Source organism: Aeromonas sp. Y311-2, from assembly GCF_027706025.1.
Lineage (GTDB): Bacteria > Pseudomonadota > Gammaproteobacteria > Enterobacterales > Aeromonadaceae > Aeromonas > Aeromonas veronii.
The window spans coordinates 129,215-154,223 of record NZ_JAPDCL010000002.1 but is presented as its reverse complement, the minus strand read 5'-3'; the positions used below and the strand labels follow the sequence as shown (position 1 = coordinate 154,223).

General features: G+C 60.5%; 26 protein-coding genes. 11 read left to right on the top strand and 15 right to left on the bottom strand.

The features are described from left to right. Positions 1-54: 54 nt before the first annotated feature. The 3 genes from OKC42_RS02715 to dkgB all read left to right on the top strand — a co-directional run bounded on the left by OKC42_RS02715 (position 55) and on the right by dkgB (position 2,010). Positions 55-645 (top strand): HEPN domain-containing protein, encoded by a 591-nt coding sequence (locus OKC42_RS02715; protein WP_082044030.1) that lies wholly within the window; start codon positions 55-57, stop codon positions 643-645. Between the two features lie 199 nt (positions 646-844). Beyond that, positions 845-1,141: a putative quinol monooxygenase gene (locus OKC42_RS02710; RefSeq protein ID WP_270819037.1), complete on the top strand. Its 297-nt coding sequence runs from the start codon at positions 845-847 to the stop codon at positions 1,139-1,141. A 65-nt stretch (positions 1,142-1,206) separates the two neighbouring features. Beyond that, positions 1,207-2,010, top strand: a complete 804-nt coding sequence (gene dkgB, locus OKC42_RS02705) for a 2,5-didehydrogluconate reductase DkgB (RefSeq protein WP_139434693.1) — start codon at positions 1,207-1,209, stop codon at positions 2,008-2,010. Positions 2,011-2,172: 162 nt separating this feature from the next. Here dkgB and OKC42_RS02700 read toward each other — a convergent pair whose 3' ends face one another. Further along, on the bottom strand, positions 2,173-3,183 hold the full coding sequence (locus tag OKC42_RS02700; RefSeq protein WP_270819036.1) for an HAD family hydrolase: 1,011 nt from the start codon (positions 3,181-3,183) through the stop codon (positions 2,173-2,175). 349 nt (positions 3,184-3,532) lie between these two features. Here OKC42_RS02700 and OKC42_RS02695 point away from each other — a divergent pair, with 349 nt between their 5' ends. Beyond that, complete coding sequence (locus tag OKC42_RS02695; protein ID WP_201941726.1) at positions 3,533-4,711, top strand: MFS transporter; 1,179 nt, start codon at positions 3,533-3,535, stop codon at positions 4,709-4,711. Positions 4,712-4,854: 143 nt separating this feature from the next. Beyond that, a complete protein-coding gene (locus OKC42_RS02690) occupies positions 4,855-5,526 on the top strand; it encodes an NAD(P)H-dependent oxidoreductase (protein ID WP_005359664.1) in 672 nt (223 codons plus the stop codon). 100 nt (positions 5,527-5,626) lie between these two features. On the opposite strand, the gene OKC42_RS02685 is transcribed toward OKC42_RS02690, so the two are convergent. From OKC42_RS02685 to OKC42_RS02650, 8 genes are all read right to left on the bottom strand, one after another. After that, positions 5,627-6,235, bottom strand: a complete 609-nt coding sequence (locus OKC42_RS02685; protein ID WP_064338242.1) for an HvfX family Cu-binding RiPP maturation protein — start codon at positions 6,233-6,235, stop codon at positions 5,627-5,629. Continuing rightward, the gene (locus OKC42_RS02680; RefSeq protein ID WP_199428419.1) at positions 6,232-7,026 is read right to left on the bottom strand and encodes an HvfC/BufC family peptide modification chaperone; all 795 of its coding nucleotides are present in this window, start codon (positions 7,024-7,026) and stop codon (positions 6,232-6,234) included. The genes OKC42_RS02685 and OKC42_RS02680 overlap by 4 nt, the downstream gene beginning before the upstream one ends. Continuing rightward, a complete protein-coding gene (locus OKC42_RS02675; RefSeq protein WP_199428420.1) occupies positions 7,019-7,876 on the bottom strand; it encodes a DUF692 domain-containing protein in 858 nt (285 codons plus the stop codon). Before OKC42_RS02675 ends, OKC42_RS02680 begins: the two co-directional genes overlap by 8 nt. Continuing rightward, complete coding sequence (locus OKC42_RS02670) at positions 7,864-8,193, bottom strand: hypothetical protein (RefSeq protein WP_199428421.1); 330 nt, start codon at positions 8,191-8,193, stop codon at positions 7,864-7,866. Before OKC42_RS02670 ends, OKC42_RS02675 begins: the two co-directional genes overlap by 13 nt. After that, entirely contained in the window at positions 8,186-9,145 is a 960-nt protein-coding gene (locus OKC42_RS02665) for an MBL fold metallo-hydrolase (RefSeq protein WP_199428422.1), read from the bottom strand. Before OKC42_RS02665 ends, OKC42_RS02670 begins: the two co-directional genes overlap by 8 nt. A gap of 129 nt (positions 9,146-9,274) precedes the next feature. After that, positions 9,275-9,385 (bottom strand): cytochrome bd-I oxidase subunit CydX, encoded by a 111-nt coding sequence (gene cydX / locus OKC42_RS02660; protein WP_005337572.1) that lies wholly within the window; start codon positions 9,383-9,385, stop codon positions 9,275-9,277. Positions 9,386-9,401: 16 nt separating this feature from the next. Further along, positions 9,402-10,541 carry a cytochrome d ubiquinol oxidase subunit II gene (cydB, locus tag OKC42_RS02655; RefSeq protein ID WP_199428423.1) on the bottom strand — a complete coding sequence of 380 codons (1,140 nt, stop codon included), beginning with the start codon at positions 10,539-10,541 and terminating at the stop codon, positions 9,402-9,404. After that, positions 10,541-12,112, bottom strand: coding sequence for a cytochrome ubiquinol oxidase subunit I (locus tag OKC42_RS02650; RefSeq protein ID WP_201941732.1), 1,572 nt, complete (start codon positions 12,110-12,112; stop codon positions 10,541-10,543). Before OKC42_RS02650 ends, cydB begins: the two co-directional genes overlap by 1 nt. A 122-nt stretch (positions 12,113-12,234) precedes the next feature. Between OKC42_RS02650 and OKC42_RS02645 the strand changes: the two genes are divergently transcribed. Further along, the gene (locus OKC42_RS02645; protein WP_199428425.1) at positions 12,235-13,653 is read left to right on the top strand and encodes an aminotransferase-like domain-containing protein; all 1,419 of its coding nucleotides are present in this window, start codon (positions 12,235-12,237) and stop codon (positions 13,651-13,653) included. A 69-nt stretch (positions 13,654-13,722) separates the two neighbouring features. Here OKC42_RS02645 and OKC42_RS02640 read toward each other — a convergent pair whose 3' ends face one another. Next, the gene (locus tag OKC42_RS02640) at positions 13,723-14,361 is read right to left on the bottom strand and encodes a tellurite resistance TerB family protein (protein WP_199428426.1); all 639 of its coding nucleotides are present in this window, start codon (positions 14,359-14,361) and stop codon (positions 13,723-13,725) included. A 148-nt stretch (positions 14,362-14,509) separates the two neighbouring features. Between OKC42_RS02640 and OKC42_RS02635 the strand changes: the two genes are divergently transcribed. Together OKC42_RS02635 and rsmS are read left to right on the top strand one after the other, a co-directional pair. Beyond that, the gene (locus OKC42_RS02635) at positions 14,510-14,977 is read left to right on the top strand and encodes an acyl-CoA thioesterase (protein ID WP_111899541.1); all 468 of its coding nucleotides are present in this window, start codon (positions 14,510-14,512) and stop codon (positions 14,975-14,977) included. A 94-nt stretch (positions 14,978-15,071) separates the two neighbouring features. Next, complete coding sequence (gene rsmS, locus OKC42_RS02630) at positions 15,072-15,227, top strand: pleiotropic regulatory protein RsmS (protein ID WP_005337582.1); 156 nt, start codon at positions 15,072-15,074, stop codon at positions 15,225-15,227. Positions 15,228-15,303: 76 nt separating this feature from the next. On the opposite strand, the gene OKC42_RS02625 is transcribed toward rsmS, so the two are convergent. Further along, positions 15,304-16,146, bottom strand: coding sequence for a LysR family transcriptional regulator (locus tag OKC42_RS02625; protein ID WP_199428427.1), 843 nt, complete (start codon positions 16,144-16,146; stop codon positions 15,304-15,306). A gap of 176 nt (positions 16,147-16,322) precedes the next feature. Between OKC42_RS02625 and OKC42_RS02620 the strand changes: the two genes are divergently transcribed. After that, positions 16,323-17,585, top strand: coding sequence for a cyanate transporter (locus tag OKC42_RS02620; protein WP_199428428.1), 1,263 nt, complete (start codon positions 16,323-16,325; stop codon positions 17,583-17,585). Positions 17,586-17,637: 52 nt separating this feature from the next. Here OKC42_RS02620 and rluF read toward each other — a convergent pair whose 3' ends face one another. Both rluF and OKC42_RS02610 read right to left on the bottom strand, forming a co-directional pair. Beyond that, positions 17,638-18,654 carry a 23S rRNA pseudouridine(2604) synthase RluF gene (gene rluF / locus OKC42_RS02615; RefSeq protein WP_199428429.1) on the bottom strand — a complete coding sequence of 339 codons (1,017 nt, stop codon included), beginning with the start codon at positions 18,652-18,654 and terminating at the stop codon, positions 17,638-17,640. Beyond that, positions 18,644-18,766, bottom strand: coding sequence for a hypothetical protein (locus OKC42_RS02610; RefSeq protein ID WP_258721269.1), 123 nt, complete (start codon positions 18,764-18,766; stop codon positions 18,644-18,646). The genes rluF and OKC42_RS02610 overlap by 11 nt, the downstream gene beginning before the upstream one ends. A 345-nt stretch (positions 18,767-19,111) precedes the next feature. Between OKC42_RS02610 and OKC42_RS02605 the strand changes: the two genes are divergently transcribed. Then, positions 19,112-20,692, top strand: a complete 1,581-nt coding sequence (locus tag OKC42_RS02605; protein WP_199428430.1) for an alpha/beta hydrolase — start codon at positions 19,112-19,114, stop codon at positions 20,690-20,692. 116 nt (positions 20,693-20,808) lie between these two features. Here the strand turns inward: OKC42_RS02605 and OKC42_RS02600 are convergent, their stop codons facing one another. Together OKC42_RS02600 and OKC42_RS02595 are read right to left on the bottom strand one after the other, a co-directional pair. Next, positions 20,809-21,177 (bottom strand): VOC family protein, encoded by a 369-nt coding sequence (locus OKC42_RS02600; RefSeq protein ID WP_199428431.1) that lies wholly within the window; start codon positions 21,175-21,177, stop codon positions 20,809-20,811. 204 nt (positions 21,178-21,381) lie between these two features. Beyond that, positions 21,382-21,645, bottom strand: a complete 264-nt coding sequence (locus tag OKC42_RS02595) for a hypothetical protein (RefSeq protein ID WP_042056561.1) — start codon at positions 21,643-21,645, stop codon at positions 21,382-21,384. A gap of 214 nt (positions 21,646-21,859) precedes the next feature. Between OKC42_RS02595 and OKC42_RS02590 the strand changes: the two genes are divergently transcribed. Further along, the gene (locus tag OKC42_RS02590; RefSeq protein ID WP_270817006.1) at positions 21,860-25,003 is read left to right on the top strand and encodes a DUF3427 domain-containing protein; all 3,144 of its coding nucleotides are present in this window, start codon (positions 21,860-21,862) and stop codon (positions 25,001-25,003) included. The last annotated feature ends 6 nt before the right edge of the window (positions 25,004-25,009 follow it).

Genomic DNA, 25,009 nt, shown 5'->3' with positions numbered 1-25,009 from the left:
TACATTGAATACCAACCATACAATATTTAAATACCGTTTTATCTGGAAGGGATTATGTCAAAAGCCATTCAAGGATTTGAATACGCAATAAAGGATGCTGAAGAGTTATTAGCCCATTTTGATAGTGTAAATGCAAACCCACCTCCACCAAACAGCGAAGTACTAAAACGAGCAGGACTTGTAATGGCACTCACTGCATGGGAAACCTATGTAGAAGATCGTGTTGTCGAAGAAATGCATAAAAAGCTTGCGATTGTTCAAGGTAGCTATCTTGGTGATTTTATATTAAAAAAACTTCATACAGATTTGAAAACATTCCACAACCCTAGCTCCGATAAAACAAAACGAATTTTTCAAGACTATTTAGGGTTTGATGTCACTGAAGGATGGCGGTGGTCAAATTACGAGCCAGATAAAGCCAGATCAACATTGAATCAATGGATTAAGAAGCGTGGGGATGCAGCCCATCGCTCAAAACCTATAAATTCAGGAATTCCATCAGCTCATTTGATTAAACGTGACGAACTTGAAAAAGTAATCAGATTTATAAAAGACTTGGTGAAGGCCACCGACAACTATGTCAATGAAAAGATAGATCAGCACCATGCTTCTGTTTTTGAGAGACAGCATCAGATATCAAGCTAAACAACTGGAAAATAGTGCTGTATCTTGGCGATTCCATACTAACTACGCAAATCTAACTATCACTTGACACCGACTTTGTCGGTGTCATTTATCGGTTCCCATTGCTGTTCTCCCCTCAATACTGTTTTGCGACCAGCGCCCTGTTTCCTGCAAGTCACGGCAGGCATACTGACCCTTCGTTTTTGCCAAGGAGGTTCAGATGTCATCACCCGTGATTGTGATTGCCCAGCTTGAAGCCAAACCCGAATTCGCCGCCCAGTTTCGCGCCGCCCTTGAGCCGCTGATTACGGCCACCTTGCAAGAGGCGGGCTGCCAGCGCTATCAGCTGCACCAAGACTTGGACAATCCAAACAGCTGGATGCTCTACGAGGTGTGGGAGAGTAACGCCGCCCTCACCGCCCATCAGGGGCAGCCCCACTTTACCGAATTTGTCGCCAAGGCCGAGCCTTGGTTTGCCAGCAGCACCATTCGCCGCTATCAGCCACTGGGCGCCTGACTGGCCCTAGAGCCTGTTTCTGTTCAGCCCATCAAGGGCCAACCACCACCCCATTGAGGAACGAGATGATCAATATGCCACCCATGGGTCTGGGCACCTTCCGCCTGAAGGGCGAGCCGCTGCTTGCCACCCTGACCAACGGTCTGGAGCTGGGCTATCGCCATATCGATACCGCGCAGATCTATGACAACGAAGCCGAAGTCGGCGCCGTGCTGACCCGCAGCACTGTTGCCCGTCACGAGATCTACCTGACCACCAAGGTGTGGACCAGCGAGTTTGGGCCGGGCAAGCTGATCCCGAGCCTTGAGGTGAGCCTGGAAAAACTGGGCACCAACTATCTGGATCTGGCGCTGATCCACTGGCCCTCCCCCAAGGATGAGGTGCCGATGGCGGTCTATCTGGAGCAGCTGGCCGAGGCCAAGGCCCGGGGCCTGACCCGGGAGATCGGGGTCTCCAACTTCACCGTGGCCCAGCTCAAACAGGCTATCGAGATTTTGGGGCCGGGGGCCATCGCTCACCAGCAAATCGAAGTTCATCCCTTGCTGCAAAACCGCAAGGTGGTCGAGTTCTGCAAAGCCCAGGGTATCGCCGTCACCGCCTATATGCCGCTCGCCTATGGCAAGGTGCTGAGCGAGCCGCTGCTGATGGAGATTGGCCAGCGCTACGGGGTATCGGCGGCGCAGGTGTCGCTGGCCTGGCTGCTGGCGCAGGACATGGCAGTGATCCCGAGCTCCACCAAGCGGGAGAATCAGGCCGCCAATCTGGCCGCTCTTGATATCACCTTGAGTAGCGAGGAGATGGCCGCCATCGCCACGCTGGATCGGGGCGAGCGCTGCGCCAATCCCGACTTTGCCCCCGCGTGGGACTGACGCGAAAGGCGTGAGACTAACGCGAAAAAAAGGCTGGCTCTGCCAGCAAGCCAGATAAAACAGGGAGAGCATCATGCTCTCCCTGTCTCTTTTCTTGCCTCACGCTTTACAGCGCTTGCTGAGCGTCCAGCCGCCATATTGATGCCAGATGCAGCCCCGCAATCAGGGCGCGTTCTGGCAAAGGGCGGGATCGAACACTTGCTTCCAGTCTGATTTCATATCGACCACCACCCAACCCCGTGCTTTTGCCTGCGCCAGCCCATCGATCAGTTTGCCACTGGCAGGAGGATGGCTGTCGTAGGCGTATTCGCGCTTGGCATCGGTATGGTGCACCAGCAGGCCGAAAGTGTGGTAATCCGGGTTGGTCGAGGTGTATTGCAGCATGGGCACGTCGCCATCGCTGTTGCCAAAGGCGCCGACCGGACGCTGCCCCATAAAGAGGTGAATGGCGGCCGGTTTCGCCTTGCTGTCATCGAAATAGGCGCCGTTCATGGTCTTGCGGATCTCGCTGCCCTGCCCGGTCAGGGCAAACTCGCCGAGGGTAAAGGAGCCAATCACCTGCTGGGGCGGGATGCCATACATCTGCTCGGACATCACCCGCATAAAATCGACGCCGCCGCCAGAGACAATCCAGGTCTGGAAGCCATTATCCCGCAGATACCCCAGCAGCTGCTTCATCGGCAGATAACCGAGCTGATCATAGTGGCAGCCAAAACGGGGATCCTTGCTGCTGTTGACCCAGCGAGTGACCCGCTCGGCAAACTCGGTGGTGGTCATGCCGCTGTGGGTCAGTCCCACCAGCTTGGCGAGCCCCTTCTCCCCCGATTTGGCCACGGCCTTGAGGTCGTTGTTCAGCACTGCCGCGACGATGGGGTCGGCCTTCCACTCCGGGTGTTCCGGCGCCAGGCGCTTGATCTCGTCCATCGCAAACTGCAGCTGATAAGTCATGGGCGCTTCCGGCCAGAGGGTGCCGTCATTGTCAAACACCACATGGCGCTTCTCTGGCGGAATATAAGTGGGCTGCTGCTGATCGGTGGCATTGGTTACCCAGCGGGTGATCGCCTGCTTGGCCGCCGTGTCATTCCAGGCAGAGAGGGGATCGCTCTGGCCAGCCTGTACCGCAAAGGCGCCGCACAGCAGCAAAAGAGAGGAGAGTCGATTCAATGTCATCATGTTACCTGTCAGCTGGATGTTGCCTGTCTATTGCCTGTAGATGAAAGCGCACGGCCATCACAACACCGGCGCGCATGGGTTCAACACACGGGTTTCACAGGGAAAATCCTATGGCGGCCAGCTTGTACTGGAGCTTAAGCAAGCTCAGAAAAGGAGCAGCGTTCATCCCGTTCTGCGAGGCAGATCACTGCGTTGCGCTCACGCCGCGGGCAACACAATCCCCTCCCACTCAGCGTTATTGCTGCTTATTTGGCAAAAGTAATTTGATGTCACCGTCATTTTTGCCAACAAAACCCATCGGCATACTGGCGCCATTCTCCCGTCGGGAGTCCCTAACCAAGGAGTTGTTATGCCACTGGCGTTATTTGCCCTTACCTTAAGTGCCTTTGCGATAGGCACCACCGAATTTGTGATTGTGGGGCTTATCCCCACCATAGCCCAGCAGCTCAATGTCTCGCTCCCCTCCGCGGGCCTGCTGGTCAGCCTCTATGCCCTTGGGGTAGCCATCGGCGCCCCCGTGCTCACGGCGCTGACTGGCAAGGTGCCGCGCAAGTGGCTGCTGGTGGGACTGATGGCACTCTTTACCGCCGGCAACCTGCTGGCCTGGCAGGCCCCCGGTTACGAAAGCCTGATCGTCGCCCGCATCCTGACCGGATTGGCGCACGGGGTCTTCTTCTCGGTGGGCAGCACCATCGCCACGGGTCTTGTGGCCAAAGAGAAGGCGGCGAGCGCCATCGCTATCATGTTCAGCGGCCTTACCGTGGCGCTGGTAACCGGCGTACCGCTCGGCACCTGGATTGGTCAGGTCTTTGGCTGGCGTGAAACCTTTCTGGTGGTGAGCCTGCTGGGTCTGGTCGCCATGGTGGGTAGCCTGCTGCTGATCCCGAGCAACCTGCCCAAGGGGGCAGCCTCGACCATTCGCGAGCAACTCTCGGTACTGACCAAAAAGCCGCTGCTGCTGGTCTACGCCAAGACCGCCCTCGGTTATGGCGGCGCCTTCACGGCGTTTACCTTCCTCGCCCCCATCCTGCAGCAGGTGAGTGGCTTTAGCGCCGGTGCGGTGAGCCTGATCCTGCTGGTGTACGGGGTATCGGTTGCCGTCGGCAATATCTGGGGCGGCAAGCTGGCCGACAAGATGGGCCCATTGCCCGCACTGAAACTGCTGTTTGCCGGTCTGGCGCTGGTGCTGCTGGCCCTCACCTTCACCGCCCCCCATCCGGTGCTGGCCGTGTTCACCGTGCTGGTGTGGGGCGCCTTTGCCTTCGGCAACGTGCCGGGTCTGCAGGTGCTGGTGGTGAAGCAGGCCGAACTGCACACCCCCAAGGCGGTGGATGTGGCATCGGGCCTCAATATTGCCGCCTTCAACGTCGGCATTGCGCTCGGCTCCGTGGTTGGTGGTTTTGTGGTAGAGCACCTCGGCCTGATGCACACACCCTGGATCGGCGCCCTTATCGTGCTGCTGGCCTACGGGCTGACCCATGTCAGCGAGCGACGCGAAGCCCTCCGGCTCGCCGCCTGTCAGGCATAGGCTGCGCCAGCAGGCGTCACGCAAGGGCGTGGCGCCTGCTGCAATCGGCGCGGCAGGCTTCTATGCTGTGACACAGCGTTAACCCGGCAACTGTTTCAGCAACCAAGCCTGTCACCCTCGCATCATTTGCCACGGAGTCTGTTATGAAGGTGCTTATTGTCTATGCCCATCCCGAACCCAAAAGCTTCAACGGTGCCCTCTTCTGCCACGCCATCAGGGCGCTGGAGCAGGCGGGCCACACCGTGATGACCAGCGATCTCTATGCCATGGGCTTTGATCCCGTCTCGGATCGGCGCAACTTCACTGCCGCCAGCGATCCCGATTTTCTCAAGCTGCAGCTTGAAGAGCTGGCTGCCACCGAGCAGGGCAGCTTTGCCCCGCAACTGGAGCAGGAGATGCAAAAGCTGGAGGCGGCCGATCTGCTGATCTTCCAGTTCCCGCTCTGGTGGTTTGGCCTGCCAGCCATTCTCAAGGGGTGGGTGGATAGAGTCTTTGCCATGGGGCGGGTCTACGGTCAGGGCCATATCTACGAGAGCGGCAAGTTTCGCGGCAAGCGGGCGCTGCTGAGCCTCACCACCGGCGGCCCTGCCGAGACTTATCTGCCCGACGGCTTCAACGGCGATATCGACGGGGTGCTGCGCCCCATCCAGCGCGGGATCCTGCAATTTGTCGGCTTCGACGTGCTGCGCCCCCATATCTGCTATGCCCCGGTGCGGGTCTCGCAAGAAGAGCGGGAAGCCTGGCTCGCCCAGTGGGCCGAGCGCCTTGGCCAGATTGAACAGGAGTCCCCCATCGCAGTCGGCCGCTACCAGTAACAGCTGACGCCCCCCAAAGCACAAAAACAGCGAGAGGCACCCGGCCGCTCGCTGTTTTTCACGCTCTGTCGTTATGGTTTTTGTTATCCGTTAGCGGGTCTTATGCCGCCTGTTGCACGCCTGCTTTGCCGGTCACGGCCCGCTTGAGCCAGTAGTCGAGGCTGACGTAGCGGCCCCCGCCGTAAACCAGCAGCACCAGTAGCATCACGAAGTAGGTGGCGGCAAACTCCATCCCGTTGTTGAGCATCACGGGATCCCCGAGCTCGGTGATGTAGTTGTAACGACCGGGGAAGTTCGCCGCCAGCCACTCGATAAAGCCGTTGAGGCGCAAGGTAGCCTCCATGCTGCCGGTGGCGATGGCATCCCAGCCGTGCTTCCAGTGCACCATGGCACTCGCCACGCTCATCAGGAAGATGGTGGGAATGGCCATGATGCGGGTAAAGAGGCCAAGGGCGATGCAGATGCAACCCAGCACCTCGGTACCGGCCGCCAGAAAGGCGAGCAGGGTCGGGAACGGCAGGTTGAGCCCCCCTTCCGAGACCGGCGCGCCAAACCAGGCGACCGTGCCGGCAAAGCCCATCACCTTGGAGTGGGCCCCCACATAGATGACCGGAATGAGATAGAGACGAATGGCCAGCAGGGCCAGAAAATCGAGCCGCTTGCACTGGGCTACCGCCCGCTCGTACCACTGGATAAGGGTGTTGTTCATGGGAATTCTCCTTGGTGTTTGCTAAATGGGGGCAAGGGAGTGCCAGGCTGGCGCTCGCCAACGGACAAGGTCAGCAGACCCAGCCGGTAAAAATGGCGCGCCCACTCGCTCAGATCAAAATCACTGCGAACCTGTTGCACCTGTTGCTGGAACGCGGCTTGGGTGCTCCCCGGCTGCTGTTGCAGCAGCTGGATCAGGGCCACATCCCATTCGCGCAAGCGCTGGGTCACCACCTGATGATCCGGGCTGCGAAACAGGCCATAGAAGTGGCTGCCCTGCCGGGTCGGCACCACGCCGCTGCGACGAATGGCAAAGGGGAGCTCAAGCAGTTGCAGGGTGGGATTGAGCGTAAACGAACTCTCCGCCGTTACCTCCTCCCCCGGCAACACTTGCGGCACCACCCCTTCATCAATCTCGACACAGAGGCAGGCCCACTCGTACTCCAGCAGCGCCAGCCGCTGCCTGGGCCAGTTGAGAGAGCCCTCACTGTGGCGATGCTGCACATAGCGGACAAACTCGGTGGCGATATGGTGAAACTCGGGGGCCTCGGCGCCGTGTGCGATGACAAAGCCCTCCACCAGTTGCCATCTGTCCACCGGCGCCCAGTGAGCGTGGGTGAGCGGAAAGGCACTCTCCAGCACCGACTCCACATTGGCGCGCACGCTGCGGGCATAGTGGCTGGCGATGCCATCCTGCGGCAGCCGCACCCGGCTCGCCAGCCAGGCGGTCTGCTGCTGCATCCGCTGCGGCGCCGTTTTGGGCGCAGTGATCAGGGATAACCGTCTATCCATAGCGCACCTCCCGCACCTGATGGTCGATCGCCTCGCAACAGGCGCCGTGCACCCGCGCCAGCTCGGCCTCCAGCTCTGCCAGCGGTGGCAGATGGTGATCCCGCTCCAGCAGCAGGGGGCGCAGGCCGTGGGTCTGAACCGTATAACGGGCCAGCGCCACCACCTCCTCGCACACCGGTTTGCCATGGGTATCCAGCAAGGTGCCGTCCGCCTCTTCCAGATGACCGGCGATATGGAAGTAACGGATCGCACTGCCCGGCAGCCCGGCGATCATCCGCTTGGGGCAGTAACCGTGGTTGCGGCTGTTCACAAAGACGTTGTTGATATCGAGCAGCAGCTCGCAGCCGCTGCGCGCCACCAGCTCGGCGAGAAAATCCTCCTCCGGCATCTCGTGGTCATAGCCGTGGTAGTAGGAGATATTTTCCAGCACCAGCGGGCGGGCCAGCGCCTCCTGCACCTGCGCGATCCGCTCGGCCAGATAGGGGATGTTCTCCCACTGGCGCGGCACCGGTAAGAGCTCGTAGAGATAACCCTGCTGGTCGCGGGAAAAGCTCAGGTGCTCGCTGTAGATCTCGATGCCGAACTCATCCAGAAAGGTGCGGATCTGGCCGAGCAGGGTGCGATTGAGGGGTTGGCAATCGCCGAGGGAGAGGCTGAGGCCGTGGGCCACCAGCGGGTAACGCTCGGCGATCCGGTGCAGCTGCGCCCGCCTGGCACCGCCGATGGCCATCCAGTTCTCCGGCGCCAGCTCGAGAAAATCGATGCCGGGGCGGACGGGGCCGGAGCAGAGCGCATCCAGATGCTCCTGGCGCAATCCGATCCCCCGACTGCGGGAGCTTATTGGCCGCATACCCCCTCCGTCATCTTGCTGCCGTTTCTGGATTTGTCGCCATCAATCCCCTCGCCCGCCACGCCACACTTGCCGTCGCGGGCGCGCACCAGCCGCCCCTGCGGATCGCTGTCGAGGGCCTGCTTTTCAAAGCGCTTCTCGGTGCCGCACTTGCCCGCCGCACACTTGCCGCCGTGCTGTTCGCTGGGGGCGGCTTTCACCGGCGCATCGCTCGGGGTGGCCGCCAGCGCAAGTCCCGGGGTCAGGGCAATCAGGCTGGTCATGGCGATGGAGAGGGTCAGTTTGCCGGTGGTTTTGTTGCTGCTTGAGTTACTCATGAGCGGACTCCTTGACGGATGAAACGGGATAGCTGGAGAGATCGCGGGCGGCCACGATCTGGCCGTGGAACTGCTGTTTGACGATGGCCATCGCCTCTTTCTTGTGATTGAGGCCAACCCCCATCCAGTGGTTGAGCACCAGCAGCTTGGGGTTCACCTCGGCGGCAATTTTGGCCACCACAGATGGCTTGGCATGGAGCGAGGCGGAGACCGGATCGGCCCCTTCGTGGATGGCGAGCGGCATCACCAGAATGTCGGCCCCCTTGGCAAACGGCACAAAGGCCGGGTTGCTGCCGTTCTGATCCGCCGAGATAACGATGGTCCCCTCAGCGCTCTCGATGCGATAGGCCAGACAGGGCACGTCACCGTGAGGGATGCCGAGCGCCGTGATGGTCAGCCCATCCTGCTGATAGACGGTGTGAGGCTGCGGGCTCTGGTAGGGCACATCATGGAGAGTGATGGGGAAGAGGCCATCGGTGCCATCCTTGAAGCCGCTCAGGTAGGCATAAGCGCCCTTGTCTTTGTTGAAGAGGGCATCAAAGTAGCCGCTCATGCTGGGGAAGGCCGAGCCGGCCTCTGGCCCCGCCAGATCCAGCGGATCGCTGCGCTCGAAGAAGTAGGCCCCCTTGAGCAGGGCGGGCAGGTCGGTCACATGGTCGGTGTGAAAGTGGGTGATGCCGATAAAGTCGACCTCTTCGAGCTTGACCCCCGCCTGGCCGAAGCGCAGGTAGACGCCGCCACCGGCATCGATCAGGATGCGGGACTTCCCCTTCCACCAGATCACCTCGCTGGAGGAGGCACGCAGGTCGTCGGAGATGGGGCCACCACTGCCGAGCACCTGCAGGGTGAAGGTTTTATCCAGTGGCGTCAGTTGTACCGGTTCGGCACAGGCCGGGGCGACGGTGAGCGCGCACCCGATGGCCAGCGCCACCGCTTTCAATCTCTGTTTCATCACAATTACCTGTCGGTTGGTTGTCGGTTGAAAGTGTGTCGTTTGTGTCGTTTAAAGAGGGGGAGAGAGGGGCCGATGGCGACGAGTGAACACCAACCGCCGGCCGTGGCGGGGCGCGAGCCCCCGCCGTCAGTTACCGTCCCGTTCGTCCGCCTGCCAGCGCGCTTCCAGCCAGAGCAGGTTGCACAAGCCCAGCAGCAGGGCGAATCCGAGGCCCAAAATCCAGGTGAAGTACCACATAGCAGATCCCTTGAGGTCAGTAGAGTTGATGGCTGTCGCGCTTGATGCGGGCACGGTCGAGCTTGCCGCGTACCACCCGATAGACCCAGCCGGTGTAGCCCAGGTTGACCGGCATCAGCACCAGCACGAGGCCGAACATGATGGCCAGGGTTTTGTAGCTGGAGGTGCTGTCCCACAGGGTCAGGCTGCTGACCGCATCGAGGGATGAGGGCAGCACGAAGGGGAACAGGGCGATGGCCACCGAGCAGAGCATGGCGGCGCAGGCGATGGCGCTGGCCAGCAGCGCAATTCGGCCCCGCTCCAGCCAGGAGGCAATCCCGCTCACCAGCGGCGCCAGCGCCCCGATGATCGGCACCAGCCACAGCAGCGGATAGTCAAAATAGTTGCGCAGCCAGCCACCGGCGTGGGGGATCACCCCCTTCATCAGCGGGCTGATGGCAGCATTTGGGTCAAAAGGTTGTGTGCCGACACCGGTCAGCTGAAACCCTTGCAGATCCACCAGATGCCAGCCAGCCAGCAGATAGCAGAGGGTCACCAGCGGGGCCAGCAGGATGGCGATCCCCCGTGCGCGCAGCGCAGGGGTGCCGGTCACCTTGGCTTGCAGAAAACCGGCGCCGTGCAGCAGCAACAGGCAGATGGCAGTGGCCAGCACCGAGAGCAACCAGCCCCAGTGGAAGTCGAACGCGCCATAGTGCAGACGCAGCGCCGTGTCGAAGCGAAACGGCAGCCCCTCCATCACCAGACCGATAGCCGCACCGAGGATGAGCGCCGGTATCAGGCCACCCGCCACCAGTGCCCGATCCCACCAGCGGCGCCACACCGGATCGGCCAGCTTGCTGCGATAGTCAAAACCGACCGGACGCAGAAAGAGCCCGAGCAGCAGCACCACCATGGGGATGTAGAGCCCCGAGAAAGCGGCGGCATAAACCAGCGGCCAGGCGGCGAACAGGGCTCCGGCACCGGCAATCAGCCACACCTGATTGCCCTCCCACACCGGTCCCACGCTGTTGATCACCAGACGGCGGTCGTCGTCATCTTTCGACACCACCGGCAGCAGCATGGCGATGCCGAGATCGAAGCCATCCATCACGATAAAGCCGACCATCATGAAGAGCAGCAGCGCCCACCAGATGAGTTTCAGAGTTGCGTAATCCATCAGGCGATCCTCGCAAGTTCGGATTGTTCACCGCTGTAGCGGCCGGTATGGAGAATGGCGGGCCCCTTGCGGATCACCCGGCGCAGCAGGAACAGCTCCACCACCAGCAGCAGGGTGTAGATGGAGCAGATGGCGATAAGGCTGAACCAGAGCTGGCCCGGGGTAAGCAGGGAGACCGAGGCCGACACCGGCAGCACGTCGCTGATGGTCCAGGGCTGGCGACCAAACTCGGCCACAAACCAGCCCGCCTCGATGGCAATCCAGGGCAGCGGAATGCTCCAGAGCAGGGTCTTGAGCAGGCGTGGCGAGCTCTGCAGCCTGTTGCGGCAGAGCTGGATAAAGCTCACCACCATCAGCCCCAGCATCGCGACGCCGAGCCCCACCATCAGGCGAAAACCGAAGAAGAGCGGCGCCACCTGCGGGATGGAGTCCTCTACCGCTTTGGCAATCTCCGCCTCCCCCGCCTTGGCGATATTGCTGGCATAGGGGGTGAGCAGCAGACCGTAGCCGAGATCCTTGCCGTGCTTGGCAAACAGCGCCCGGTTTTCGGCCGAATCGTTGCCGGCGCGGATCTGTTCGAGCGCTCCGGACGCCACCATGCCGCTGCGAATGCGCGCCTCGTGCTGCACCTTGAGATCCTTGATGCCGGTCACCGCCTCATCGAGGGATCGAGTGGCGATGATCCCCATCAGATACGGGATCTTGATGGCGGCGTGGGTGGTCTCCCCCTGCTGATCCGGGAAGCCGAACAGGGTGAAGGAGGCAGGTGCCGGCTCGGTGTGCCACTCCGCCTCGATGGCGGCAAGCTTCACCTTCTGCACCTCGCCGGTGCGATAGCCAGACTCATCCCCGAGCACGATGACCGAGAGGATGGCGGCCAGCCCGAAGCCGGAGGCGATGGCAAAAGAGCGCAGGGCGAACTGCACCTCGGTCTTGCGCAGCAGATACCAGCTGCTCACCCCCATCACAAACATGGAGGCGGCCACATAGCCCGCCGCAACGGTGTGAACAAACTTCACCTGCGCCACCGGGTTGAGCAGCACGGCGGCGATATCCACCAGCTCCATCCGCTGGGTCAGCAGGTTGAACTCGGCCCCCACCGGGTTTTGCATCCAGCCGTTGCCGATCAGGATCCAGAGCGCCGAGAGGTTGGAGCCGAGCGCCACCAGCATGGTCACCAGCAGGTGCTTGCCGCGGGAGAGCTTGTCCCAACCAAAGAAGAAGAGTCCCACCAGGGTCGATTCGAGGAAGAAGGCCATCAGCCCCTCGATGGCCAGCGGGGTACCGAAGATGTCCCCCACATAGTGGGAGTAATAGGCCCAGTTGGTGCCGAACTGGAACTCCATGGTGATCCCCGTGGTGACCCCCATGACGAAGTTGATGCCAAACAGTTTGCCCCAGAAGCGGGTGATGTCCTGATAGATCACCTTGCCGGTCATCACATAGGCCGACTCGGCGATCACCAGGATCCAGGACAGCCCCAGGGTGAGGGGGACAAACAGGAAGTGGAACAGGGCCGTGGCGCCAAATTGCAGGCGCGACAGGCTGACCACGTCATCTGGATTGATCATGCGTCACTCTCTTTTGTTGTATTTGCCTTGCACGTTTCATGCAGGACAAGTACACCACGGGTCATGACACCTATAACAGATGCAGTTATAGTGAATAGCACCTATAACAGTTGATCCAGATCATGCCTCTTTACCAACAACTGGCCGAACGCCTGAGCCGCGAGATCGATGACGGCATCTGGCAACCGGGGGAGCGCATCCCCTCCATCCGCCAGAGCTGCAAGACCCACAACCTCAGCCCCATGACGGTGCTGCAGGCCTATCAGTTGCTGGAGAGTCAGGGGCGGATCCTCGCCCGTCCCCAGTCCGGTTACTACGTCAAGGCCGCCTCGCCAAAGGTGGCGCGCCACACCCCGAGCCAGACCCACTACAGCGGCTCGGTGGATATCAACGATCTGGTGTTCGAGGTGTTGCAGGCGAGCAAATCGCGGGCGCTGGTGCCCCTTGGCATGTCGGTGGCCGACCCGACCCTGTTCCCCCATCCCCAGCTCGGGCGGGCGCTGGCCAGCTGCATGCGCAGGCTCGACCCCTTCAGCACGGTGGCCGACCTGCCCCCCGGCAACGAGGCGCTGCGCCGCGCCATCGCCCAGCGCTACGCCAGCGACGGGGTCGCCATCAACCCGCAGGAGATCATCATCACCACCGGCGCCATGGAGGCGCTCTCCCTCAGTCTGCAGGTGCTGACCGAGCCCGGTGACTGGGTGGTGGTAGAGTCCCCCACCTTCTATGGCGCCCTGCAGGCCATCGAGCGGCTGAAACTCAAGGCGGTGGAGATCCCGGTGATCCCGGGGGTGGGCATCGATCTGGCGCTGTTGGAAGACGCCCTCAACCAGATGCCGATCAAGGCGTGCTGGCTGATGGGCAATGTGCAGCACCCGCTGGGCCACACCATGCCCGATGCGCACAAACAGGGGCTGATGGCGCTGCTCAACGCCCACAAGGTGCCGCTGGTGGAGGATGACGTTTATGCCGAGGTCTACTTCGGCCGTGAGCGCCCCAAGCCCATCAAGCACTGGGATCAGCGCGGTGACAGCCTGCTCTGCAGCTCCTTCTCCAAGTGTCTGGCGCCGGGCTTTCGGGTCGGCTGGGTGGTGGCGGGGCCCCATGCCGAGCGGATCCAGCGGCTGCAACTGATGTCCACCCTCTCCACCAATGTGCCGAGCCAGCTGGCGCTGGCCGAGATGCTGCGTCAGGGCGGGGTCGATGCCCACTTTCGCCGCCTGCGCCACACCCTGGCCCAGCGCCAGCAGCAGATGCGGGCTGCGCTGCAGCGACTGCTGCCGGGCGAGGTGCGGATCTCCTCCCCCGATGGCGGCTACTTTCTCTGGCTGGAGTTTCCGCCCCGCCTCGACAGCCGCGCCCTCCACGCCATGGCGCTCGACTGCGGCTTCTCCATCGCCCCCGGCGCCCTCTTCTCCAGTCAGGGGCAACACAACCACTGCCTGCGCCTCAACAGCTCCCATCCCTGGAGCGAGCAGCTGGAGCAGGCGCTCCACCAGCTTGCAGGTCTTATAAACCGGCAGCTGGCAACAGAGGGGTGATCGCCAAAGCGCAGAAACAACAACGCCCCTTGAACGGGGCGTTATCGGCAATCCATGGCGGTGAGGGTATCAGGCGGGGGCGTTAAGCTGGGCCACCTGCCGCTCAATGCTTCCTTTGAGGTTGTCATCGAGCTTGAGGGCGCGTGCCAGCTCATCGAGATAGCCGCGTTCCATAAAGTGATCCACCTCGATGGCAAGCAGGGAGGCAAGATAGACCTCGGTGGCCAGCTCCATATCGGTCACTTCCCGCGCCAGCGCGTGGGGGTCGAGGGGACGGGCCAGTTCGGCGTCAATCCAGCGGGCGGCATCGCTCTGGCCCTGTTCGGTCAGGTACTCCTGAATCTTCTGGCGCTCGGCGCCATCGATATGGCCGTCGGCCCGGGCTGCGGCCACCATGGCGCGCACCAAGAGAGCCGAACGGGCATCCAGCGCATTACCTTCCAGAGTGCTGACGGGATAGGTCGGCTGGGCGGGCGCCGCCTGCTGGGCCTGCCAATCCTGATAGAGCTTGTAGGCCAGTCCGCCGAGGGCCGCAGCGCCGCCCACGGCCGCGGCCTTGCCGCCATATTTGCGCATCTTCTTGTTTCCCAGCAGCAGACCGAGCGCACCACCGGCCAGCGCCCCCTGCATCTGCCCCTTGCGCTTGTCTCCGCCTTCGTTGAGCCAGCCTTTGCCAGCCCCCAGCAACTGTTCCAGCATCTGTTTCATGGTGTCACTCCTGCGGGTCAAAAAAGTGAAATCGGGATGAATAGAGCCAGATAGTGACCCCGCCCCCCTGAATCGGGGATGAACCCTTGACCGGGCAGGCCGATGGGGCAAAGCTCAGGGAAACTCTTCAGGCAATAAGGATGTGACTGTGCCCAATCGCGAACTGACCCTGCAATTTCTGGCCGAACCCTCTGACGTCAATTTCGGCGGCAAAGTGCATGGCGGCATGGTGATGAAGTGGATCGATCAGGCGGGCTATGCCTGCGCCGCGGGCTGGTGCGGCGGCTATGCGGTGACCGTCTATGTGGGGGGGATCCGCTTTTTGCGCCCCATCCAGATTGGCCAGCTGGTCGAGGTGCACGCCCAGGTGATCCACACCGGCACCACCAGCATGCATCTGGCGGTGGATGTCTACAGCCGCCATCCCACCGAGAGCGAGCGCCACAAGACCACCCACTGCATCATCATCTTCGTGGCGATGGATGAGCAGGGCAAACCGACCCCGGTGCCTCAGTGGCAGCCGGTGAGCGAGAGCGATCTGCAGTTGCAGCAGTACGCCAAAAAGCTCATCGCCCTGCGCGAGGAGATCGACAAGGAGATGCGCCAGCACCTCTGACCCTGATGCCTCACAGCCCGACAGAGCGGGCGCTTTCGGCCAACGGCGGCGCCCCTGTATAATCCCCCCTCTTCCCGCAACCGGAACTCTGCCCATGTCACTGGAAACTGCCCCGCCCGAGGTAAAACTCGCGGTGGATCTGATTGAACTGCTGGAAACCAATGAGCTGGCCCCCGAGCTGGTGCTGGCGGCGCTGGCCATCGTAAAAAATGACTACGAGCGCAAGCTGGCGGAGGGGAAGGATCACTGATCCCTCCCCGCACTTTTTCTGCCTTATCTTGCCGACGTCAGTTTTTCCCCACAGAAGTTTTTCACCACATAGCCACTCACTGCGGCCCCATCACCTCGTCACAGAGGGCGATCAGGGCCGAACTCAAGCGGGTGAGCGGTTCGCTCCCGCTTACCCCGGCATGGAGGGCCAGCTCCACCGGCGCCACCCTGGGCCACTGGGTCAGGGCCAGCTGATCGGCGGGCATCAGCCGTTTGGGTAGCAAGCTCACGCCAATGCCCGCACTCACCGCCCCCTGCAAGCTGGCGAGACTAGCGCTGACATAGGCAATGCGCCAACGCCGCCCCAGACCATCGAGCGCCTCGGTCATCTGGCGCCGATAGAGCCCTTCGCTCGGGAACACCACCAGCGGCAGCGGATCCCGTTCCCGTGCGGGCCAGTCGCGACTGTCGACCCACACCAGCGGCTCATGCCAGCTGGCGAGGGGTGCCCCCTGCCCGCGCGTCTGCTTGACCAGCGCCAGATCCAGCTCCCCCGCCTCGAAGCGCTGCCAGATGTGGTGGCTCAGGCCGCTCTCCACCTCCAGCCGCACCTCGGGGTAGTCGCGGGCAAAGGCGGCCAGCACCGGGGTGATGGCGCCCGCGGCAAAATCCTCCGGCACCCCGAGGCTAAGGGACACGCTCCCTTCCGTCACTTGTTCTTCTGCCTGCGCCAGCAGCGCCAGAATGCGGCGGGCCAGCCCCAGCAATTTTTCCCCCTCCGCCGTCGCCACCACCTGACGGCCAGCGCGATCCAGCAGCGGGCAGCCGAGCTGCTGCTCAAGGCGGCGGATCTGCTGGCTGATGGTGGATTGGGTCAGATGGACCCGTTCACCGGCGCGGGTAAAGCTGCCGGTGTCGATAATGGCGACAAAACTGCGCAGTAACAGGGGATCCAGCATGGGATACTCCATTTACAAAACCACTGAACCCCATTCTATCATTTAATTTCCAAATGACTTTCGCCCCCGCTAGGCTGGCGCTTTTGCCTCCTTTGACGGTGATCTGCCATGTTCAGCCCCGATGACTCCGCGTCCCGAATGCCCCCTGTTTCTCCCAGAACCGGAAACAGCACCCGATGAATCAACGAAATGCGGATCATCCCGCAGGCCAGACTGCCCTGCTGGTGCTGGTGATCCTGATTGGCCTGAACCTGCGCCCCTTTCTTACCGCCATCGGCCCGCTGGCCCAAGCCATTGACCAGCGTCTGTCGCTGGGGATGGACACCCTCGCCTGGCTTACCCTGTTGCCGCTCTGGCTGATCGGGATTGGCGTGCTGCTCACCCCCAGCCTGCGTCGGCGCGCCAGTGCGTGCCAACTGCTGGGGGCCGCCCTGCTGCTACTCGGCATTGGCAGCGCTATGCGCTTCGATGCCCAAAGCGGTGCCTTGCTGATCGCCAGCGCGGCGCTTTGTGGATTGGGGTCGGCACTGGTGCAGGGAGTGCTGCCCGCGCTGATCAAGCAGGCCTTCGCCCGCAAGGTGCCGCTGGTGATGGGGATCTTCTCCGCCTGCATGATGGGGGGCGGGGCGCTGGGGGCCAGTCTCACGCCACGGCTGGCGGCGAGCCTCGACTGGTCGCAGGCACTGGCACTCTGGAGCCTGCCGGTGCTGCTGGCCCTCGTCTGGCTAGGGTGGAAAGTGCGTCTGCCACGGGCCGCCGCGGTCGCAATCCCCCACGGCGAGCAGCGGCTGATCACCCTGCCCCGCAGCTGGTTGCTGATCGTCTGCTTTGGCATCATCAACAGCGGCTACGGCATCGTAGTGGCCTGGCTGGCCCCCGCCTATATGGCGCAGGGATGGAGCCCCGCGCAGGCGGGCGAACTGGTCGCCTGGCTGGCACTGGCGCAGACGGCGAGCGGCCTCGGCCTGCCGCTGCTGGCCGCCCGCAAGATGGATCGGCGGCCATGGATGGCGCTGGCAATTGCCATGCAGCTGGCGGGATTTGGCGGTCTCTGGCTGGCGCCAGCCATTGCTCCCATTCTCTGGTGCATGCTGTGCGGTGCCGGTCTTGGCGGCAGTTTTTCGCTCATCATGGTGATTGCGCTCGATCACCTGCCAGACCCGCGCCGCGCCGGAACCCTGAGCGCCCTGATGCAGGGCTTCGGCTTTATGCTGGCAGCCACCGGCCCCTGGGTGGCGGCGCGGCTCTATCACTGTGTGGGCGACTTTGCGGCCGCCTGGCAGTGGCAACTGGGGGGCTTGCTGCTGATGAGCCTGCTGGTAGTGCGCCTCGACCCGCGCCACTACCCCCGAGTCATGGGGTTACCGACCGCCAGCGAGCCATCCCTTTCGGCACCTCTCCCAACCAGCTCTGCGGCCCAAAGCAACACACCGGCCTGAGGCCGGTGTGTTGGGGATGACAAGGTAGGCTGACGCCGCTCAGGGGAGCAACTCAGCGCCCCTTCTTCTGCCGTCCGGTGTTAGCGGTGCGCGGCTTGCCAGCGGCCGGTTTACCACCCTTGGGTGCCCCTTTGCCAGCACTGCCCTTGTTGGCGGCACCTTTGCCCGCGCCACCCTTGCCCACCGGCAGCTTCTTCTCGAAGGCTTCCGGGCCCGGCACATTGGGACGCCCGCCAATCTCGTGATCGTCATCGCGGCGCGGCTTCTTGCCCTGCCCCGGTTTGGCGCCTTGCGCCGCAGGGGCCTTGGCAACCTTGGGTTTGTCGCCTTTGGCCGGTTTCACCTCGGAGGAGGAGTCCTCAATCAGCTTGAACAGATCGATCAGCTCGTCGTCGGTGAGATCGCGCCACTCGCCTACCGGCAGCCCCTTGAGGCTAACGTTCATGATGCGGATGCGCTCCAGCTTGGTCACTTCAAAACCGAAGTGCTCGCACATGCGGCGGATCTGGCGGTTAAGCCCCTGCACCAGGGTGATGCGAAAGACAAACGGCGCCTCTTTCTTCACCTTGCACTTCTTGGTCACAGTACCCAGGATCGGCACCCCGGCCGCCATGCCGCGCACAAACTCGTCGGTCACCGGCTTGTCGACGGTCACCAGATACTCTTTCTCGTGATCGTTGCCCGCCCGCAGGATCTTGTTGACCAGATCGCCGTGGTTGGTGAGGAAAATCAGCCCCTGCGAATCCTTGTCGAGCCGCCCGATGGGGAAGACCCGGGTGCTGTGGTTGACGAAATCGACGATATTGTCCTTCTCGCCCGCCTCTGTGGTACTGACGATGCCCACCGGCTTGTTGAGGGCGATCAGCACCAGACTGTCCGCCTCGCGCGGCTCGATCACCTGACCGTTCACCTTGACCAGATCGCCAACCTGCACCTGATCGCCGATCCCGGCCCGCTTGCCGTTGATAAAGACGTGGCCCTGCTCGATAAAGCGGTCGGCCTCGCGGCGCGAGCAGATGCCGCTCTCGCTGATGTATTTGTTCAGGCGCATGGATTCGTTAGCCAGCATGGGGCACCTGCCACAGGTTCTGGGCCGCGCCCGGTTGTGCCATCGCCTGTTCCGGCTGCGCCGGGGAGGCTGTTTGCTGCATCAGCCAATTCACTACGTCAAAGTTCTGCATACCATTCCATCTTCAAAAAAGGCCAATGCCAGCTTATCCATCAAAAAACGCCGCTACAGTAGCATAATTGCCCCCTTTCAGGGGCAGATAGTTGCAAGGTCGCAGCGCCCAAGCGGGCATCTGCGAACAAGTTCACGCCGCCAGATGGCCCGCGATGCAGCCTTTGAACAACCAGCCTGATGCCAACGGCGGGGTCTGGTGCCAACGACCAGCGTGGCCGAACGCCATCAACTATACATATCACCTTGTTTCCATTAGGCTTTAAGCCGGTTGGCTGCGCCCAATGTGCTGCGCCAAACTCGCCCGCCCAGAGGCGGCCCCACCCCTATCGCCAAGGATTGCACCATGCTGGCTCACACTCGCCGCCTTGTTCGCCGTGCTCTGCTGACCCTGTTGCTGCTGTTGCTGACCGCATGGGCGGTGATCGCCTACTTCGCCTGGCAGGCAGCGCCGCTGCAGCTGTGGCATACAGTGGTGCCCCCCGAACTCAGTGCCGATGAGCTCGACAGCAGCGACTGGCAAGCCTATCTGGCCCGCGAGGCAGAGCTGTTCGAGCTGGTGGCCACCGAGGTAGTCGCCAAAACGCCGCCGGAGCAGCAACTGGCCAGCAATCGCTACTATCAGGACGCCCCCATCAATCCCGCCCGCTTTCAGCAGAACTGGAACCGCTCCTACCTGCTGCGCCCCGAGGGGGAAGTCAAAGGGGTGGCGGTGCTGCTGCACGGCCTGACCGACTCGCCCTACAGCCTGCGCCATCTGGCCAGACGCTATCAGCAGCAGGGCTTTATCGCGCTGGGGCTGAGGATCCCCGGCCACGGCACCGTGCCCGCTGGCCTCGTGGATGTGGATTGGGAGACCTGGCTGGCCGCCACCCGACTGGCGGTGCGGGAGGCCAGATTGCTGGCACCGGGCAAGCGGCCGCTGCATCTCGTGGGCTTTTCCAACGGCGGCGCGCTGGCGGTAAAATATGCGCTCGATGCGCTGGCCGACCCGAGCGGCACGCTGGCAAAACCGGATCGGCTGGTGCTGATCTCCCCGATGATCGGGGTGACCCGCTTTGCCCGCTTCGCCGGGCTAAAGGCCGTACCTGCCCTGCTGCCCGCCTTTGCCAACGCCGCCTGGCTCGACACCATGCCGGAGTTCAACCCGTTCAAGTACAACTCGTTCCCGGTCAACGGGGCGAGCCAGTCCTACCGCCTGACTCACGCCATCCAGCAGCAGGTGCGCCAGCTGGCCGCCGGTGGCGAGCTGGCGGCATTTCCCCCCGCCCTCACCTTCCAGTCGGTGATGGACTACACCGTCAGCACCCGCTCCATCATTGCCGATCTCTACCACTACCTGCCGGCTAACGGCAGCGAACTGGTGCTGTTTGATATCAACCGCAGCACCCTGTTTGGCCCGCTGATGAGCTCGGCCTCCGAGCTGGCGCTGCACCGCTTGCTGCCAAACGCCCCCGGGCACTATCGCCTCACCGTGGTGGGCAATGTCGAGCCCATCTCCCCCGCGACGCAGGCCAGAACGCTGGCCAGCGCAGACCAGCCTGAGCAGCTCCGCCCGCTGGGTATCGATTATCCCAAGGAGATCTACTCCCTCTCCCATGTGGCGCTCCCCTTCCCGATGGACGATCCCCTCTATGGCATGGCAGCGCGCCCGGAGCAGCGGGAGCAATACGGCATCAATCTCGGCGGTCTGGCCCTGCGCGGCGAGCGCGGCGTGCTGATCGTCAACCCCGGCGCCCTTACTCGCACCTCTTCCAACCCCTTCTACCCCTATCTGCAGCAGCGGGTGATGGAGACCCTCACCGCCCCTCCCGTGGCTCGTCCTGCCGCCGTAACCCCAGCCAGCAGCGGTCAACCTGATGCGGCCTATCAGGCCGAGCTGGAGCAGTTTTTACAGGAGAGCGATGAGAGCAGCTCGCCTTTCTAGGGCGTCTCTGCCAGAGCGGCTAACGGTGCTTGGCGTGATAGCGATACAAGAAAGGGGCCGTCAATTGACGGCCCCTTTCTGCTGGAGATGGCGATGGGACTGATGGCTTGGTGGGCTCAGGGATAGATGCTCACTTCTATCAGGTTCCGGTCTGGGTCGAGGAAGTAGACTGATTCTATCGGCCCGCAGGCGCCGCTTTTGGTCACCGGCCCCTCGACAATCTCCACCCCGTGGCAGGCAAGCTGGGCCATCACCTGCTCCAGCGGCCAGCGGGTGATAAGGCAGACATCCCCCGACCCCACCTGCGCCCGGTTGCGCGGCTCCTGCCCCAACAGTTGCAGATTGATCTTCTGGTTGCCAAACCCTACCGCCCGGCGCCCCGCACCGAAGGTAATGGCCTCCATATTGAGCACCGAACTGTAAAACGCCACGGCCCGTTCGATATCACTGACCGTCAATACCAGATGGTCGATATGGCTGATCATGGTTACCTCCTGGTGGTGATCTGGCTGATGTGACCGGCATATACCCGCAAACATCCGACTGTCGTCGCCACGGCGGGCAACCCCATCTTACCCGGCAAGAGAGAGCCCATGTGTGCCGTGACGCGCAAAGCGAGCGCAAATGATGATGTAATTTTTAAGGGGTGTTCAGTTGGGCGTTGCAATGGCTGCTGTTGTCGCGTTTGGCTAACTCTTCACTGGCATTAATGCTTCTGGAGTCATCACAATGAGCGGGATGGCCAGCGCCTGACTCAACCGCTCCGCCAGTTCGTAGGCAGGGCCGATGGTGTCGTAGTCTGCCACACAGGTTGCCAAGGCACAGCCGTTGCTCTCTTCGACTCGCAAGTAAACGCTGTAGCCTTGAACGGTCAGACCGCTGTCACGCACCACCTGTATCTCACCTTCCTGATTGATGGCCTCCAGTTCAACCGCTACCGGTTTCTTGAACATCTGTACTCCTCAGTCACTGCAGATAGTGGCAGTAATAAAGCCCAGCATGGGGTAAGAAAAAAATGCTGCCACATCTTGAATCTGTGAGCCACGTGAAAAAATTAATAATACGGGCTCCATAACCAAATATGCCACCGATAATAACATGCTGATTTAGATGAAAAAAATGATATTATCTCTTTCTTCTATAGACAATGTTCGAGGCTCGTGCGTGATGCAACAATGCGGTATTTATGAACAGCTCATTACTCAACTGCTGACATCTCGACTCGACCGCGAGCACTTTTACGTAGGGGAACGCCAGCTTGAACCTGCCGAAGCGGCAGTTTGGTTATCCAGATTTCTGAGCCGGGTTTTGGAATATGCGGTGGGCTCGGTAACTGGAGAGGATCAGCTGCAACGGCAGATCAAGCTGGCTAACCAGTTATTGCTTTGGCTAAAGGATCGCACCCAAGACCCAGACTTTATTAGCGAGCACCTCATCGATAGTCAGGGAAAAATTCTGACAGCGCTCTACCAGTTGGATAACCCCATCTCCGCCAATTTAAAACAATATGCCGAGGATATTTTCCCTCTGACAGGTCTCACTCAGAGCGAACTGTTTTGTGGCAGCAATGCGGGTTTGTCGATGGAGTCGGAGATTAAACGGGAAATATTATCGGCAGATAGCATCTGCTGGCTGGTCTCATTTATCAAATGGGCAGGTATCCGGATTTTCCGTCATGAGCTGGAAGAGTTCACTCGCAGCGGCCGCCAATTAAAAGTAATTACTACCTCTTATATGGGGGCGACCGACGCCAAGGCAGTTGAATTTTTAGCCAGCCTCCCAAATACCGAAGTCAAACTCAGCTATAACACCCAGCGCGAGCGGTTGCATGCCAAGAGCTATCTCTTTTGCCGAAATACCGGCTTTCATACCGGCTATATAGGTTCCTCCAATCTCTCTCACTCTGCCCTCACTAGCGGCTTGGAGTGGAACCTAAAAATCACCTCGCAAGAGATCCCTCATATTATCGAGAAATCCCTAAGTACCTTTGAAACCTATTGGGAATCCGATGATTTTGAGCTGTTTGATGGCAAGCTCGAAAGCCGTACAAAATTGCAGCATGCACTGCAAGAGGCCCGTGGGGATGGGGACAAAAATAGCCCTGCCTATTTCTTTGATATCACGCCGTTTCCCCATCAACTGGAGATCCTTGAACAATTGGCGATGGAGCGCGCTTTACACCAGCGCTTCCGTAACTTGGTGGTTGCGGCCACTGGTACAGGGAAAACCCTGATCTCCGCTTTTGATTTTGCGCGTTTTCTGAAAACCAAACCCGACGCCAAGTTCCTGTTTGTCGCCCACAAAGAGGAGATCTTGCGCCAAGCATTAGCCTCGTACCGCGGTGTGCTCAAGCAATCCAATTTTGGCGAACTCTTGGTCGGCGGCGCCGTGCCAACCCACTACCGTCAACTATTTGCCTCGGTGCAATCCTTGAATAACCAGCTGGCTAATTTACGTCTTAGCCCAGATTATTTCGATTACATCGTCATTGATGAGGTTCACCATATTGCGGCGGCCAGTTATCGCGGTCTGCTCGCCGCCTTTGAACCTCACATTCTGTTAGGATTAACCGCAACGCCAGAGCGCCATGATGGCGGTGATATTCTTGCCGACTTTTGTGGTGTCATCGCAGCAGAGATCCGCTTGCCCGAGGCTATCAATCGTCGCCATCTCTGTCCGTTCCAATATTTTGGTATCGATGATGATACTGACTTGCGCCAAGTGGCTTGGAAAAATGGCCGTTATGACATCACTGAGCTCACCAATATCTATACCCACAATCAGCAGCGGGTACAGAAAATCGTCCAGAGCCTCAATGAGATCGTCACCGATATTACCAAGATCAAAGCACTGGCATTTTGTGTGAGCCGTGAACATGCCGATTTTATGCGCAAGGCCTTTTTATTGAAGGGCATCAAGGCTGATATTCTCACCAGCGATAATCGAGACGAGCGGCATAGTAAACAACAAGATTTGCGCACTGGGGTTATCAATATTCTCTGCGTGGTGGACATCTTCAACGAAGGGGTTGATATCCCGGAAGTCGATACCTTGCTGTTTTTACGACCAACGGAAAGTCTCACCATCTTCTTACAGCAATTAGGGCGCGGCCTGCGGCTGGCGAGCGATAAAGAGTGCTGCACCGTGTTGGACTTTGTTGGCAATGCCCGTGTTGAGTATGACTTTGCCCAGAAATTCCGGGCACTGGTGGGCAAAACCAACAAGGCGATCAGCCACGAGATCAAACAGGGCTTCCCTCACGCCCCCTTGGGTTGCCGCATCGAGCTCTCAAAACAGACCCAAGAGTTAATTCTGAGCAATATCAAGAAGGCGACTCTCAATACCTCGCGCCTTATGGGCCTGATCCGCCGTTTCTCACAGGATTGCGATTTACCTCTGACACTAGCGAACTTTTTGAAGCTCTACCCTCACATTAGCCTTGAGGAGATCTACAAGCGCGGCAATTGGAGCGCCTTGGTCAAACAGGCCCACAACCATACCATTTCTGAAATGAGCGATGAAAAGCTGTCGACTCTCTACACCCGGGCCATCAAAACCCGGCTATTGGGCTGCGATGCGCTCCATTACTTGAACTTCTTACAAACCTTGGTGGCAGACGCATTTACCTTAACGGCCGAGCACGATGCACGCATGGCCTTGATGTGCCATTACGACTTCTGGCAACAGAGCGGCCCCACTGCTGGCTTTAGCTCCTTGGCGCACAGCCTGAAACAACTCAATCAACCTGAATTAAGGGCCGAGCTGGCAGATCTGTTGCCCATGCTGATCAACCGGGTGCAGCACGAACAAAGCGCCATGCCAAACCTTCCCGGTAATCCACTGCAGCTGCATGCCCGTTATGCCAGAGAGCAGGTGCTGGTTGGCTTTGGCGCGACTACCTTCGCGCAGCAACCCACTGCTCGCGAAGGGGTCTATGTCATCGCAGAGCAACATATCGAGTTGCTGTTCGTGACCTTGAACAAAACGGAACAGCACTTCTCCCCCACCACCCGTTATCACGACTACGCCATCAACGAGTCGCTGTTTCATTGGCAGAGCCAAAACAGCGCTCGCCCAGAACGGGGTAAGGGGCTGAGTTACATAAACCACAGAGCAGAAGGTAAGCGCTTGTTTCTGTTCGTCCGCGAGCAGAGCAAAGATGAATTTGGCCGCACCCTTGGCTTTGTGAACTTTGGTGAGGTGGAGTACGTATCCCACACAGGCAGCCAACCGATGAACATAAAATGGCGTCTCACTACTCCGATGCCGCCATTTATGTGGAAAGAGGCCGCCAAACTGGCTGTTGGTTAGTAAGGC

Coding starts and splice junctions, on each gene's coding strand:
- OKC42_RS02715 (WP_082044030.1), top strand. CDS start 55: ATGTCAAAAGCCATTCAAGGATTTGAATACGCAATAAAGGATGCTGAA.
- OKC42_RS02710 (WP_270819037.1), top strand. CDS start 845: ATGTCATCACCCGTGATTGTGATTGCCCAGCTTGAAGCCAAACCCGAA.
- dkgB (WP_139434693.1), top strand. CDS start 1,207: ATGATCAATATGCCACCCATGGGTCTGGGCACCTTCCGCCTGAAGGGC.
- OKC42_RS02700 (WP_270819036.1), bottom strand. CDS start 3,183: ATGATGACATTGAATCGACTCTCCTCTCTTTTGCTGCTGTGCGGCGCC.
- OKC42_RS02695 (WP_201941726.1), top strand. CDS start 3,533: ATGCCACTGGCGTTATTTGCCCTTACCTTAAGTGCCTTTGCGATAGGC.
- OKC42_RS02690 (WP_005359664.1), top strand. CDS start 4,855: ATGAAGGTGCTTATTGTCTATGCCCATCCCGAACCCAAAAGCTTCAAC.
- OKC42_RS02685 (WP_064338242.1), bottom strand. CDS start 6,235: ATGAACAACACCCTTATCCAGTGGTACGAGCGGGCGGTAGCCCAGTGC.
- OKC42_RS02680 (WP_199428419.1), bottom strand. CDS start 7,026: ATGGATAGACGGTTATCCCTGATCACTGCGCCCAAAACGGCGCCGCAG.
- OKC42_RS02675 (WP_199428420.1), bottom strand. CDS start 7,876: ATGCGGCCAATAAGCTCCCGCAGTCGGGGGATCGGATTGCGCCAGGAG.
- OKC42_RS02670 (WP_199428421.1), bottom strand. CDS start 8,193: ATGAGTAACTCAAGCAGCAACAAAACCACCGGCAAACTGACCCTCTCC.
- OKC42_RS02665 (WP_199428422.1), bottom strand. CDS start 9,145: ATGAAACAGAGATTGAAAGCGGTGGCGCTGGCCATCGGGTGCGCGCTC.
- cydX (WP_005337572.1), bottom strand. CDS start 9,385: ATGTGGTACTTCACCTGGATTTTGGGCCTCGGATTCGCCCTGCTGCTG.
- cydB (WP_199428423.1), bottom strand. CDS start 10,541: ATGGATTACGCAACTCTGAAACTCATCTGGTGGGCGCTGCTGCTCTTC.
- OKC42_RS02650 (WP_201941732.1), bottom strand. CDS start 12,112: ATGATCAATCCAGATGACGTGGTCAGCCTGTCGCGCCTGCAATTTGGC.
- OKC42_RS02645 (WP_199428425.1), top strand. CDS start 12,235: ATGCCTCTTTACCAACAACTGGCCGAACGCCTGAGCCGCGAGATCGAT.
- OKC42_RS02640 (WP_199428426.1), bottom strand. CDS start 14,361: ATGAAACAGATGCTGGAACAGTTGCTGGGGGCTGGCAAAGGCTGGCTC.
- rsmS (WP_005337582.1), top strand. CDS start 15,072: ATGTCACTGGAAACTGCCCCGCCCGAGGTAAAACTCGCGGTGGATCTG.
- OKC42_RS02625 (WP_199428427.1), bottom strand. CDS start 16,146: ATGCTGGATCCCCTGTTACTGCGCAGTTTTGTCGCCATTATCGACACC.
- OKC42_RS02620 (WP_199428428.1), top strand. CDS start 16,323: ATGAATCAACGAAATGCGGATCATCCCGCAGGCCAGACTGCCCTGCTG.
- rluF (WP_199428429.1), bottom strand. CDS start 18,654: ATGCTGGCTAACGAATCCATGCGCCTGAACAAATACATCAGCGAGAGC.
- OKC42_RS02610 (WP_258721269.1), bottom strand. CDS start 18,766: ATGCAGAACTTTGACGTAGTGAATTGGCTGATGCAGCAAACAGCCTCC.
- OKC42_RS02605 (WP_199428430.1), top strand. CDS start 19,112: ATGCTGGCTCACACTCGCCGCCTTGTTCGCCGTGCTCTGCTGACCCTG.
- OKC42_RS02600 (WP_199428431.1), bottom strand. CDS start 21,177: ATGATCAGCCATATCGACCATCTGGTATTGACGGTCAGTGATATCGAA.
- OKC42_RS02595 (WP_042056561.1), bottom strand. CDS start 21,645: ATGTTCAAGAAACCGGTAGCGGTTGAACTGGAGGCCATCAATCAGGAA.
- OKC42_RS02590 (WP_270817006.1), top strand. CDS start 21,860: ATGCAACAATGCGGTATTTATGAACAGCTCATTACTCAACTGCTGACA.